The organism is Paenibacillus bovis (genome assembly GCF_001421015.2).
GTDB classification, from domain to species: Bacteria; Bacillota; Bacilli; order Paenibacillales; family Paenibacillaceae; genus Saccharibacillus; species Saccharibacillus bovis.
The window spans coordinates 4,705,001-4,717,992 of record NZ_CP013023.1 but is presented as its reverse complement, the minus strand read 5'-3'; the positions used below and the strand labels follow the sequence as shown (position 1 = coordinate 4,717,992).

Below are 12,992 nucleotides of genomic sequence, written 5' to 3'. Positions count from 1 at the left end.
ATAATAGTCGAGATTCAGAGGAAAGGGAGTTAAAAGTTATGTTTGGTGGTTTTACGAAAGATTTGGGGATTGACCTTGGGACAGCAAATACACTGGTATATGTAAGAGGTAAAGGAATTGCAGTTAGAGAACCTTCCGTAGTCGCGATCCGTACGGATACGAATACGATCGAGGCTGTTGGCGAATCCGCCAAAAAAATGATCGGCCGTACACCTGGTAATATCCGTGCCATTCGTCCAATGAAAGATGGCGTTATTGCTGATTTTGATACAACGGCTACAATGATCAAGTATTTTATCCGCCAGGCACAAAAACAACGTTCGATGTTCCCGCAGCATCCGAATGTAATGGTATGTGTACCTTCCGGTATTACAGCTGTCGAGCAGCGTGCCGTAGAAGATGCAACCAAACAGGCTGGAGCGCGTGAAGCCTATACGATCGAAGAGCCTTTTGCAGCAGCAATTGGTGCTGATCTGCCAGTATGGGAACCTACAGGTAGTATGGTCGTTGATATCGGCGGCGGTACAACGGAAGTTGCTGTCATTTCTCTCGGCGGTATCGTAACCAGCCGTTCGGTTCGTGTAGCCGGTGACGAAATGGACGAAGCAATCATCCAGTACATCAAACGTCAGTACAATCTGATGATTGGTGAGCGCACATCCGAGCAGCTCAAAATGGATATCGGTTCCGCGATTCCTTTTGAAAAAGTAGAAACGATGGAAATTCGTGGTCGCGACCTCGTAACAGGTCTGCCAAAAACCCTGACAATCACTTCCGATGAAATCTCTGAAGCATTGTCTGATACGGTCGCTGCTATTGTAGAAGCGGTTAAAGTTACGCTGGAGAAATGTCCACCGGAACTGGCTGCTGATATTATGGACCGTGGTATCGTTCTGACAGGCGGCGGCGCACTGCTTCGCAACCTGGACAAACTGCTCGCTGGCGAGACAGGCATGCCTGTAATCGTAGCAGAGAACCCGCTGGACTGTGTAGCAATCGGAACAGGCAAAGCTCTGGAAAATATCCATCTGTTCAAATCACGCAGCAGCTCGGCCGTCCGTTCGAAGCGTTAATTTACGGCCATCTATGGTCAACCCCTATCAGGGAAGAATAACCGTTAATTAAGAGGGTGTTGAAACTGTTTAAGCTGCTGGGTAACAAGAAACTGTTTATCCTGCTGGTAGGACTGATTTTATTCATCGCATTAATGGGATATACATTGACCAACCGTACTTCGTTATCCTGGCCTGAAAAAGTGGCCCGGGATACGGTCGGTTTTGTGCAAGGTGTATTTTACAAGCCCGCTTCTTACATAGCGGGCTTCTTTGAAGATATCAGTAACCTCGGTGAATTGCATGAGGAGAATCAGGAACTGAAAATAACTGCTGCGCAGTATCTGATGCAGCAGGCAAGCTATAATGATTTGGTACAGCAAAACAAGCTGCTCCAAAAAGAGCTTAAATTTACAACCAATCAATTGGCCCAGAATCAGTTTGATCTGCATGTGGCCAATGTAACAAGCGTCGATAACGATGAAGACACAGGCACCATCGTTGTTGATCTGGGAAGCAAGGATGGCGTACGCAAAGACATGCCGGTGATTTCCCTCGATGGTATGGTCGGAATTGTCAGCCAGACGAGCAATTATCATTCTACAGTGAAGCTGCTCACCACACTGGATCCGCTGGATCCAAACTCCAAAGCGATTGCCGCAACGGCAGTCGGCAAGGAAAACCAGTCCTTTGGTATGGTAGAGAGCTATGACAAGGCAACCGGTATGCTTACCATGACCCAGATCAAAGAAGATGATCCGCTGAAAAAAGACGATATAATCGTATCTTCCGGTAGCGGTGGTCTGTTCCCGAAAGGCATGATTATCGGTAAAGTAATCAGTCGTCAAGTAGGTGACTTCGGTCTTACCAATACGGCGACTATCGATCCGTCCGCCGACTTCAAGAACTGGAAAGAAGTATTTGTGGTATATACCAAGGAGACGCAGGAATAATGGCGCGTCGGGTGATTTTGCTGCTGCTGTTATTTCTGGTCTTTATATGGGAAGGAACGATTATTCCCTGGTTAATACCCGACTTTCTGGATACACGACTTGTGCCTCATCTGGCCTATATTCTGATCCTGTTTGTCTCTATTTATTATCATCGTCATACAGCGCTTGCACTTGGTCTGATTTTCGGGCTGCTGCATGATGTGGTCTTTTATGGGGATATGATTGGTGCTTATGCCTTTGCCATGGGATTGTCGGCCTATGTGCTGGGGCTGCTGTTCCAGTCGCCTCGTGCACCATACCCGCTAATGATGACAGTGGTATTGATCGGCAGTCTGCTGCTGGATCATCTGCTGTACGGAATTTATCTGGTATTTGGTCTGACACGCGAACCTTATGCATGGGCACTCGGACATTATATGTTCCCGAATCTGCTGCTGCATTTTATCTTTGCATTGATCATATTCGTGCCGGTACGCCAGCAGCTGGAGAAGGTTGCCAAACTGCGCAGACGTGCAGCGGAGGAAGAATAAGGTCAATGTATGATGCCATGGAAAATGCTGCTTAATTTGCGGTTCAGGCAGGAATTCCCGCCACCGGCGCGAACTGATAGTAAGGTGGGGGTGACCGAAGAATGGCTGTAAGAGCCTCAAGATTTGTAACAATCAAAGGAATCAAAGACGGATTAACTTTCCAGTTTGATGATAAATGTGATTTTGAAGAGCTTGTTAATGATTTGCGTTTTAAGCTGGAACATACCCATCAGAACATTCTGACCGGTCCGCTGGTACATGTGGATATCCGGACAGGTGAGCGCGAAATGACGGAGGAGCAAAAAGATACCCTGCTGGACATATTGAGCCAGAAGGGTAATCTGCTCGTCCGCTCTTTTGAAGAACCGCCTCCACCGGAGCCGGAAGTACCGGACCGCAATGCTGTGAAAATTCTCACGGGTATGATCCGTTCGGGACAGGTGCTGCATCATGAAGGACCCCTGCTGTTTTTGGGAGATGTTAATGCTGGCGGTACGGTAATCAGTACAGATGATATCTATATACTGGGTGCGCTGCGCGGAATGGCGCATGCAGGTGTTGATGGCAACGAAGATGCTGTTATTGCCGCCTCCTTTTTTTCTCCGACGCAGCTCAGGATTGCGGATCGGATCAGTCGTCCGCCTGATGAAGGGGAGAATCGGGAATCCCATATGGAATTCGCCTATCTGCAGGATGGAATCATGAAGATCGACAAAATGGCAAATATGGCCCGGCTTGGCCGGGATTTTAACGTGTTTAAAGGGGTGTAGTACATGGGAGAGGCTATTGTCATCACTTCAGGCAAAGGCGGAGTAGGAAAGACAACCACTTCCGCAAATATTGGTACCGCGCTCGCGCTCCTCGGCAAAAAAGTCTGTCTGGTCGATACGGATATCGGTCTGCGTAATCTGGATGTCGTGATGGGACTGGAAAACCGGATTATTTATGATCTGTGTGATGTAGCCGATGGTCGTTGCCGTCTGAACCAGGCGCTGGTCAAAGATAAACGTTTTGATGAGCTGTATATGCTGCCTGCCGCACAGACCAAAGACAAAAACGCGGTTTCACCGGAACAGGTAAAAGAAATCATTGAGGAACTGAAAAAGGATTTTGAATACGTCCTGATTGATTGCCCTGCCGGAATAGAGCAGGGATTCAAAAATGCGATTGCCGGAGCGGATCAGGCCATAGTGATGACTACACCTGAAAATGCTTCTGTTCGTGACGCTGATCGTGTCATCGGTCTGTTGGAAAGCTCGCATATTACTGCGCCCAAGCTGATCGTAAACCGGATTCGCCACAGTATGGTGAAGTCGGGGGATATGCTGGACATTGATGAAGTGCTGCAAGTATTGAATATTGATCTTCTGGGCGTTGTACCGGATGATGAGCTGGTCATCAAGGCAGCTAATTCCGGAGAGCCTACCGTAATGAATCCTGATTCCAAAGCTGCTATTGCCTATCGTAATATTGCCCGCCGAATTCTGGGGGATACGGTACCGCTAATGCAGATGGATCAGAAAAAAAGTGCATTTTCTCGCTTTAAGAAGTTTTTTGGAATGGGTTGATGGATTTTGCTTAACAAGTTCAAAAAGCTGGACTGGGGAATTATTACCCTGCTCGGTGTATTTATGGTGTTCAGTACATTGCTCGTGCGTAGTGCGATTGCCCCGGATCCCAAATTCCATGGCTATGATATCCGTACATTAATATTTTACGGACTTGGATTTTTGGTAATGTTTGCAGTCAGTATTTTCGATTATCGGATTTTGCTGCGCAAGCACTGGTATTTGTATGGAATAGGTATCGTATCTTTGCTGCTGCTGTATCCTTTTGGTTCCGAGATTAATGGTGCCAAAAGCTGGTACAATCTGCCGGGATTCCAGTTCCAGCCTGCAGAGATGGTCAAAATCGTTGTTGTTTTGACAACCGCTTATCTGCTTGGCAAACGCGATGGTGATCCGCTTCGATTTCGTTCGGATTTGCTGCCGACGGCATTAATCGTTTGTATTCCGTTTTTTATTGTTTTAATTCAGCCCGATCTGGGAAATGCAATTATTTACTTGATCATTCTGGTAGGTATGCTCTGGATTGGTAACACCAAATATACGCATGTTATTATGGGACTTACTGTTGTTATTGGTGGGCTAATACTGGTAGTTGTATTATTCACGACCTTTAACCAGCAGATTCATGATTATTTATATCAGAACAACAAGGCTCACTGGTATGAACGGATTAATACGTTTGTTGATCCGACAAATGCCTCGGATGATGCAAAACATCAGTCCAGTTATGCCAAGATCGCAGTCGGTTCAGGCGGACTGTTTGGCGACGGGTATATGCAGGGCCAGCTGAAAAACAATAAATTTGTTCCTTATCCGTATTCGGATTCGATCTTTGTCGTGATTGGCGAAGAATTTGGATTCGTCGGATCGTCCATTCTGCTCGTTATTTATTTCCTACTGATCTATCGAATGATACTCATCGCCTTGCAGTGTTATGACAGGCGGGGTTCCTATATTATTGTTGGTATTGTCAGTATGTTCGTATTCCAGATCTTTGAGAATGTGGGCATGATGATTGGTCTGATGCCAATAACGGGGATTACACTTCCATTTATCAGTTATGGAGGAACTTCTCTTATACTGAATATGTTCAGTATTGGACTTGTACTCAGCATCAAGATTTATCAGGAAAAATACGATATGGATTAACCGGTACCCAGGTACCGGTTTTTTGTTTGTCCAAATGTGGAACACAAGGAAAATCGCAAAAATAAATGCCAGCTGGATGGACTATGTTACTGGTGGAGGAACTGAAACCTTTTATTATCACCTGTCGTCTAGAAAAAGAAGATAAATAACCACATACAGCGACAGCTTGTTCAGAAAACAGAGGTGGAACCCCATAATGAAGCAGATGATAGTAAGTGGTACATCCAAAGAAATACAGATGGCACTCCTGGATCAGGGCCAGCTGGTTGAATTTGCTTCAGAACATTCATCTGGTAAAGGGATTGCCGGTAATTTTTATAAAGGAAAGGTCATGAACGTGCTGCCCGGCATACAGGCTGCATTCGTGGATATCGGTCAGAAAAAGAACGGATTTTTGTATATAGACGATGTGCTGCATCCCCATATGGACAAACAGCCGCAAATCAAGCCGAGTATCGCCGATCTGATTAGTCCTGGACAGGAGATTATTGTCCAGGTAACCAAAGAACCTGCCGGTACCAAAGGAGCAAAACTGACTACCCACTATTCACTGCCGGGTCGCTGGATCGTCTATATGCCTGAAGCAGATTATATTGCAGTGTCCAAAAAGATCAGTACCGACGAGGAACGCCAGCGGCTAAAAAAGCTTGGTGAAGAAATGCGTCAGGGAGAAGAAGGATTGATTCTGCGTACTGTATCCGAAGGCGCGCCTCCTGAAGCTATTGCAGCCGATATCCGGCAGCTGCGAGAGACATGGAATCGTATTGTCAGCCGGGCCGGTAAATGCGTACCACCAACAGAGCTGCATCTTGATCTGGGAATTGTAGAACGCATGATCCGGGATGTGTTTGATCCGCTGGAGGACCGCTTTATTACCGATCAGGCCGAATGTGCCGACCGGGCTTCGGAATTTATCCGGACACTGGTTACACCGGATGCTGTGATTCCTGTAGAGACCTACCGTGGACAGGAACCGCTTTTTCAGCATATGGGAGTGCAGGAGCATCTGCACCGCGATTTTCAGCGCAAGATCTGGCTGGACAATGGCAGTCATATTATATGGGACCAGACGGAAGCACTGACTGTAATTGATGTGAATACCGGCAAATTCACAAGCGGTGCCACCCTGGAAGAAACAGTGACTCATACGAATATCCAGGCAGGAGAGAAGATTGCCAGACTGCTGCGATTGCGTGATACCGGAGGAATTATTATTGTCGACTTTATCGATATGGACAGCGAAAACGGACGCCATGCGGTAATAGAGGCGATGGAAAAGATCCTTTATCAGGATCGTACCAAGACACATATTGTCGGCTGGACCCGGCTGGGCATGCTCGAAATGACCCGCAAAAAAGCACGGGAAGAAACAAGCAGCATGATGTACAAAACATGCAGTACTTGCCATGGAACCGGCAAAATTGCATCCCGGATAAAAGATTGATTTATTGATTTGGCTGTGCTACAATAATTTGGTATGTGTCGGGTATTACTCCTTTCACATGCTGCAACCGCTCCGATCGGGTATAAGTTCATGGGTATTCCCTGTGGCACCTGGATCAGGCGAGTCTGAGACATGAGGAGGTGCAAGGAGAATGTACGCAATTATCGAAACAGGTGGTAAGCAATACAAAGTGCAAGAGGGCGATGTATTGTTCATCGAGAAGCTGGACGCTACTGATGGCGACAGCGTAACTTTTGACCGCGTTCTGGCTGTATCCAAAGAAGACGGTCTGGTAACTGGTTTGCCGCTGGTAGAAGGCGCTAGCGTGACAGCGAAAGTTGAAAAACACGTTAAAGGCCAAAAGGTTGTAGTTTACAAATACAAACCTAAAAAGAACTACCACGTAAAACAAGGTCATCGTCAACCATATACTAAAGTGACTATCGAGAAAATCCAAGCATAAGAAGGTGCGGTAATTGATTATCGTACGTATTGAGCGTCACGAAGATGGTACAATTGATGGTTTTTCATCACGTGGCCATGCAGGATATGCCGGTCATGGAGAAGATATTGTATGTGCAGCTGTTTCTGCCATTACGGTAGGTACAGTGAACTCTGTTGAAGCTCTGACCGGTGTAGAAATGAAGGCCAAGATGAAGGATGGTTTTCTGAGTGCACGTTTGCCGGATCTTCCGGAAAACAGCCCCAAGGAACAGGTTCAGTTGCTGCTGGAATCGATGCAGATTATGCTGGCTAGTATTGAAGAGTCTTACGGAGAGTATATCAAGATAAAGCAAGTCACATTAACGTAAAAAAGGAGGTAGACAACATGTTGAAGCTTAATTTGCAATTGTTCGCTTCCAAGAAGGGTGTAGGTTCCACAAAGAACGGACGTGATTCCCACTCCAAACGTCTTGGTGCAAAACGTGCAGATGGTCAGTTCGTAACTGGTGGTAACATTTTGTTCCGTCAACGCGGTACTAAAATTCACCCAGGAACAAACGTGGGCATCGGTAAAGACGATACACTGTTTGCAAAAGTTGACGGCGTCGTGAAATTCGAACGTTGGGGCCGTGACCGCAAAAAAGTGAGCGTCTACCCGGTTGACGTTGCTCCAGTAGCAGCAGCAATCGAACAATAATCCTGTCTAACGACTAGGATCAATAAGCCTCCGGTACATGTTGGTGCCGGAGGCTTATTATATTTATTTACCGTTGAAGAATGCAGCAAAATTTAAGTATAATACGGTTATACACAATTTTTTCCAGATAAGGTTTGAGTTTTGGAGAATGGTTTCCGGACAATTGTGATATACTTGTTCTTGGTTAAAAAGCCATCGGAAGATTGGAGAGAAACCATGAATCATTTTAGCCGTGTTCCTGCTGTACTGGCTGGAACAATCATCATACCTTTGATCGTAGCCTACCGTTTTCATTCGGTGGCCGCTTATATTGTTCTGGCAATTTGGATAGGTGCAGCTTATTGGCTGGGCATCCGCAGTATTCAAAGCAGAATACAGGAACAGTATAGTCATCAGACCCAAGAATTACAGCAGCAAATGACCCAAATGCTGGAACAGAATAAGCAATTGAAGCAGCAGTCACTAGATCATAAACAGGAATATACACGATTGCAGCAGCAAAGCGAGACGATTCATGCCACAGCGATTGAGGCATTTAGTCATCATCGTCATGATTGGATGAATGATCTTCAACTGCTATATGGCTATATTCAGCTCGGTAATAGAGATAGGCTCATTGAAAATATCGAGCGAATCAAAGAGCAAATGATGACGGACAGCCGGGTATCCAAGCTGGGTATTCCTCCCCTTATATTTTATTTGCAATCCTTCAAGGCGTTAAACCGTGATATTCAGTTAGAAGTAGAGATAGAAGATGGGATCACACTTGCCGACCGGCTTGGAACGGAACAGAGTGAGGAATTGACCCGAGTCATTCAAGAGACGATCTCTGCTTATCAGACAAGCGGAGGATCGTCCTGGGGTGAGTGCCCCACCTTATCAATAATTATCCGGAATGATGACCAAGAAGTTCAATTTATATTTGAACCCGAAGAAGTCTATCCCGGGCCGGATCAGATCTGGGCAGCGGTCAATCAGCTGATTGAAGGAACGAATATTACCGCTACCCGCCCGGAAGATGATCCTGCTTCTATTTCACTGCATATCTATCCGATTCAGACAGGCACATCCGTATAAGAGCGGATATACTCATGAAATAATCATGAGTCAGAGTACTATAAAAGTTGAGGTGCAATCCATGTTTGTAGATAAAGCGAAGATTTTTGTAAAAGGCGGCGATGGTGGTAATGGTACCATTTCATTCCGTCGTGAGAAATATGTACCTAATGGCGGACCTGCGGGCGGTGATGGCGGACGTGGTGGAGACGTTATTTTCCGTGTAGATGAAGGTTTGCGTACATTGATGGACTTTCGTTATCAGCGTCACTTCAAAGGCCAGCGCGGCGAAAAAGGCCGTACCAAAAACCAGCATGGAGCAGGTGCGGAGGATACCATTGTACGTATTCCGCCAGGTACCGTTATTATTGATGAAGACAACGGAGAGATCCTTGCAGATTTGACCCGTCATAATCAGGAGATTGTAGTAGCTAAAGGCGGACGCGGCGGACGTGGTAATACACGTTTCTCCACCCCGAACAATCCGGCTCCTTATCTGGCTGAAAATGGTGAAGAAGGTCAGGAACGCAATATTGTACTGGAATTGAAAGTGATGGCGGATGTTGGTCTGGTTGGTTTCCCGAGTGTCGGAAAATCTACACTGTTGTCTGTAGTTTCTGCAGCAGAGCCGAAGATCGGCGCGTATCACTTTACGACGATCACGCCTAACTTGGGCGTTGTTGCTGTGGGCGACGATCGCAGTTTTGTTATGGCAGATTTGCCGGGACTGATTGAAGGCGCGCATGAAGGAATCGGACTGGGTCATGAGTTCCTTCGTCACGTTGAACGTACACGTGTTATTATTCATGTCGTTGATGTATCTGGCTCCGAAGGACGCGATCCTTTTGAAGACTGGCAAAAGATCAATGAAGAGCTGAAGCTTTACAATATCGAATTGGAGAGCCGTCCTCAGATTGTAGCAGCCAACAAAATGGATATGGCTGAAGCACAGGAAAACCTGGAGGAATTCACCAAGCGCATTCGCGAAGTGAACCCCGAGATTCAGATCGTGCCGATCTCTTCTTTGACACGTCAGGGTATACAGGAGCTTCTGTACAAAGCAGCCGATATGCTGGATCAGATGCCTGAAATCGTTACGGTAGAAGAAGTCGAGCAGGTAGCCGAACGTAAAGTCTACAAGCTGGAGAAAAAAGAAGACGAAGGCTTCACCGTGCACCGCGAGAACGATATGTTTGTCGTGGAGAGCAAAAAGATCGAGAATCTCATGAAGCGTATGCAGCTGACTTCGGAAGACGCGATTATGAAGCTGGGACGTACGATGAGACATATGGGTGTCGATGCAGAACTGCGTAAACGTGGTGCCAAAGACGGTACAATTGTACGTATTGGCGAATTCGAATTTGAATTTGTTGAAGGCAGCAGCTATTTCTAAGCGGCCGATCTATCATTTTTATTTGTACAGCATTAACGAAGATAAATACAGTATCAGCCGGAAGCCTTCAGGGTTTCCGGCTTTTTTGTATATAAAAAAGGATTTTGTAACGCTGCATATTCAGTTATAGGTATACATTACTGGAAGAAAAGGTTGCCTGACCGGTAGAGTTACTTTATAATGTCCACTATACGAATACATGGGTCTTTGAGGAGAGGACGTTCTTGAAAGAAAAATATTATTTGGTACGGGAAGACATACTACCTGATGCCGTACTCAAAACAATGCGTGTCAAAGAACTGCTGGCTGCCGGTGAGAGCCGCACAATTAACGAAGCGGTCGAGAAAGTCGGCCTTAGTCGTAGCGCCTTTTACAAATACAAAGATGGCATACACCCGCTGAACAGACTGGAAAGAGACAAAATTATTACCGTATCTTTTGATCTGGATCATCGCTCCGGCATTTTGTCCCATGTGCTTGGTCTAATGGCGGAATACGGCGGTAACGTGCTGACGATTCATCAGAGTATTCCGCTGCAGGGAAGAGCCAATGTTGTACTGTCTGTGGAGACATCGCGTCTGACACAGGATCTGGATACGATGGTAGAAGCCATGCAGAATGTGACCGGTGTTCGCCACATCCATATTATTGGACAGGGATAATTTCACAATTATTGCTTTTTACAATGCTTTACAGATAACAGTTAATCCGTACAATGAATAGCAATAGTTATAGCAACCTAAATCAGCCCAGGAGGGGAAGCAGCATATGAAACCGGTAAAAGTAGGATTATTGGGACTAGGAACTGTAGGTACAGGGGTAGTAAGAATTGTCGAAGGAAACCAGCAGGATCTGAACAGTCAGGTCGGTTCACCGATTGTTATTGAGAAGATTGCTGTACGCAGCACCGATAAGGTGCGTAGTGTAGAAATTGATGCTGCCAAGCTGACGATTGACCCGTGGGAAGTTATCCGTGATCCGGAGATTGATGTCATTGTTGAAGTTATGGGTGGTATTGATCAGACCAAGGAATATATTCTGGAAGCTTTAGAGCGCGGCAAACATGTAGTTACAGCCAACAAGGATCTTATGGCACTGCACGGTTCCGAGCTTCTGGCCAAGGCGCAGGAAAAACAGTGCGATGTTTTTTATGAAGCCAGTGTTGCCGGCGGGATCCCGATTATTCGTACATTGATCGAAGGATTTTCTTCTGATCGAATTGTGAAAATTATGGGAATCGTAAATGGCACAACCAATTACATACTGACCAAGATGAGCCAGGAAGGTGCTTCTTATGAAGATGTCCTCAAAGAAGCCCAGGACCTGGGCTATGCAGAGTCCGATCCAACCAGCGATGTGGAAGGCCTGGATGCAGCCCGTAAAATGGCAATTCTCGGTACGCTTGGATTCCGCACCAACGTCGAATTAGACGATGTTACCGTACAGGGAATTTCCTCGGTGACCAAGGAAGACATTACCTACGCCCGTAAACTTGGTTATGAAATGAAACTGTTGGGGATTGCTACCAGTTCCAATGAACATATTACGATTAGTGTACAGCCGACCATGATCAAACAAAATCATCCACTGGCATCCGTTAATGGTGTATTCAATGCGGTCTACGTTCATGGCGAAGCAGTAGGCGAGACCATGTTCTATGGAGCAGGCGCCGGTGAAATGCCAACAGCAACTTCAATTGTTGCTGACCTGGTAGCTGTTGTCAAAAACCTGAAGCTGGGCGTAAACGGACTCAAGGCAATCGTACCTTACAAAACCAAAAAGCTGCAAAGTACTGATCAGGTATTTTACAAAAACTTTATTCTCCTGCATGTAGATGACAAAGCAGGCGTACTCGCCCAGATTACCCAGGTATTTGCCGAATACGATGTCAGCCTGGCTTCAGTAGTACAGCAGCCCAATGAGCATAATCCGGATGCAGAGATTGTTATTATCACTCACCGTGCCAGCAAAGCAAACTTTGACAAAGTGCTGCAGCATTTTGAACAGCTGGATGTTATTCAGCGGATCAAGAGTGTGTACCGGGTAGAAGATATTTAAAGGAGCCATGCAATGATGAGTAATCTGGGATCAGAAAAAGTATACAGTCGCAGAAAATCTGTGCGCGTTGCAGTACCTGCGAGCACAGCCAATCTGGGGCCGGGCTTTGACACACTGGGTATGGCTTTGAGTCTGTATTCCTGGCTGGAACTAAAAGAAGCAGAGAAGACTTCTATTACTCTGCTCGGTGATCAGCTGTATGGAATACCTACAGACAAGACCAATCTGATTTATAAAGTAGCACAATCGGTTTTCGAAAAGACGGGCGTGTCGATACCCGAACTGGAAATTACCATGTACTCGGATATTCCGTTGACAAGAGGGTTGGGCAGTAGTGCTTCTGCTCTGATCGGTGCATTGGCAGCGGCGAATGCACTCACAGGCCATCTTTTGTCAGATGAGGAACTGCTCCATATGGCAACAGCATTCGAGAAGCATCCGGATAATGTGGGAGCTTCCTTGTATGGGGGGATTGTAACAGCTACTTGGGATGGAGAGCAGGCCAGATGTATTGGTATACAGCCTCCAGAAGCTTTACAGGCTCTCGTAGTTATACCCGAATTCCAGTTATCGACAGCCAAAGCTCGCGATGTGCTGCCTTCGCAACTGTCGATGGCAGACGCCGTGTATAATATCAGCCGCAGCTCT

15 protein-coding genes and 1 other annotated feature (1 of these 16 cut by a window edge) are annotated in these 12,992 nt (G+C 46.2%); all 15 genes read left to right on the top strand.

Going from position 1 to position 12,992, the window contains the following annotated elements; translation table 11 throughout:
* Positions 1-38 precede the first annotated feature (38 nt).
* A complete protein-coding gene (locus AR543_RS20095; RefSeq protein ID WP_017814073.1) occupies positions 39-1,073 on the top strand; it encodes a rod shape-determining protein in 1,035 nt (344 codons plus the stop codon).
* A gap of 59 nt (positions 1,074-1,132) precedes the next feature.
* On the top strand, positions 1,133-2,005 hold the full coding sequence (gene mreC / locus AR543_RS20090; RefSeq protein ID WP_174703756.1) for a rod shape-determining protein MreC: 873 nt from the start codon (positions 1,133-1,135) through the stop codon (positions 2,003-2,005).
* The gene (gene mreD, locus AR543_RS20085; RefSeq protein WP_060536138.1) at positions 2,005-2,535 is read left to right on the top strand and encodes a rod shape-determining protein MreD; all 531 of its coding nucleotides are present in this window, start codon (positions 2,005-2,007) and stop codon (positions 2,533-2,535) included. Before mreC ends, mreD begins: the two co-directional genes overlap by 1 nt.
* Positions 2,536-2,636: 101 nt before the next feature.
* On the top strand, positions 2,637-3,305 hold the full coding sequence (locus tag AR543_RS20080) for a septum site-determining protein MinC (RefSeq protein WP_060536137.1): 669 nt from the start codon (positions 2,637-2,639) through the stop codon (positions 3,303-3,305).
* 3 nt (positions 3,306-3,308) lie between these two features.
* Positions 3,309-4,103 carry a septum site-determining protein MinD gene (gene minD / locus AR543_RS20075; protein WP_060536136.1) on the top strand — a complete coding sequence of 265 codons (795 nt, stop codon included), beginning with the start codon at positions 3,309-3,311 and terminating at the stop codon, positions 4,101-4,103.
* Between the two features lie 6 nt (positions 4,104-4,109).
* A complete protein-coding gene (locus AR543_RS20070; protein ID WP_060536135.1) occupies positions 4,110-5,252 on the top strand; it encodes an FtsW/RodA/SpoVE family cell cycle protein in 1,143 nt (380 codons plus the stop codon).
* A 196-nt stretch (positions 5,253-5,448) separates the two neighbouring features.
* Positions 5,449-6,696: an Rne/Rng family ribonuclease gene (locus AR543_RS20065; RefSeq protein ID WP_060536134.1), complete on the top strand. Its 1,248-nt coding sequence runs from the start codon at positions 5,449-5,451 to the stop codon at positions 6,694-6,696.
* A 55-nt stretch (positions 6,697-6,751) separates the two neighbouring features.
* Positions 6,752-6,833: a sequence feature (ribosomal protein L21 leader region), on the top strand.
* A 14-nt stretch (positions 6,834-6,847) separates the two neighbouring features.
* Positions 6,848-7,159 (top strand): 50S ribosomal protein L21, encoded by a 312-nt coding sequence (rplU, locus tag AR543_RS20060; protein WP_017814066.1) that lies wholly within the window; start codon positions 6,848-6,850, stop codon positions 7,157-7,159.
* A gap of 13 nt (positions 7,160-7,172) precedes the next feature.
* A complete protein-coding gene (locus AR543_RS20055; RefSeq protein ID WP_060536133.1) occupies positions 7,173-7,508 on the top strand; it encodes a ribosomal-processing cysteine protease Prp in 336 nt (111 codons plus the stop codon).
* 17 nt (positions 7,509-7,525) lie between these two features.
* Entirely contained in the window at positions 7,526-7,837 is a 312-nt protein-coding gene (rpmA, locus tag AR543_RS20050; RefSeq protein WP_017814064.1) for a 50S ribosomal protein L27, read from the top strand.
* Between the two features lie 216 nt (positions 7,838-8,053).
* Complete coding sequence (locus tag AR543_RS20045; protein ID WP_060536132.1) at positions 8,054-8,914, top strand: Spo0B domain-containing protein; 861 nt, start codon at positions 8,054-8,056, stop codon at positions 8,912-8,914.
* 61 nt (positions 8,915-8,975) lie between these two features.
* Positions 8,976-10,286: a GTPase ObgE gene (gene obgE / locus AR543_RS20040; protein ID WP_060536131.1), complete on the top strand. Its 1,311-nt coding sequence runs from the start codon at positions 8,976-8,978 to the stop codon at positions 10,284-10,286.
* Between the two features lie 224 nt (positions 10,287-10,510).
* The gene (locus AR543_RS20035; RefSeq protein WP_017814061.1) at positions 10,511-10,948 is read left to right on the top strand and encodes an ACT domain-containing protein; all 438 of its coding nucleotides are present in this window, start codon (positions 10,511-10,513) and stop codon (positions 10,946-10,948) included.
* Between the two features lie 106 nt (positions 10,949-11,054).
* Positions 11,055-12,344 carry a homoserine dehydrogenase gene (locus AR543_RS20030; protein WP_060536130.1) on the top strand — a complete coding sequence of 430 codons (1,290 nt, stop codon included), beginning with the start codon at positions 11,055-11,057 and terminating at the stop codon, positions 12,342-12,344.
* 12 nt (positions 12,345-12,356) lie between these two features.
* Positions 12,357-12,992, top strand: partial view of a homoserine kinase gene (gene thrB, locus AR543_RS20025; RefSeq protein ID WP_060536129.1) — the 5' portion only. The gene runs 363 nt beyond the window's last position; 636 of the gene's 999 nt are visible here — the first part of the coding sequence; its start codon is at positions 12,357-12,359; its stop codon lies beyond the right edge, outside the window.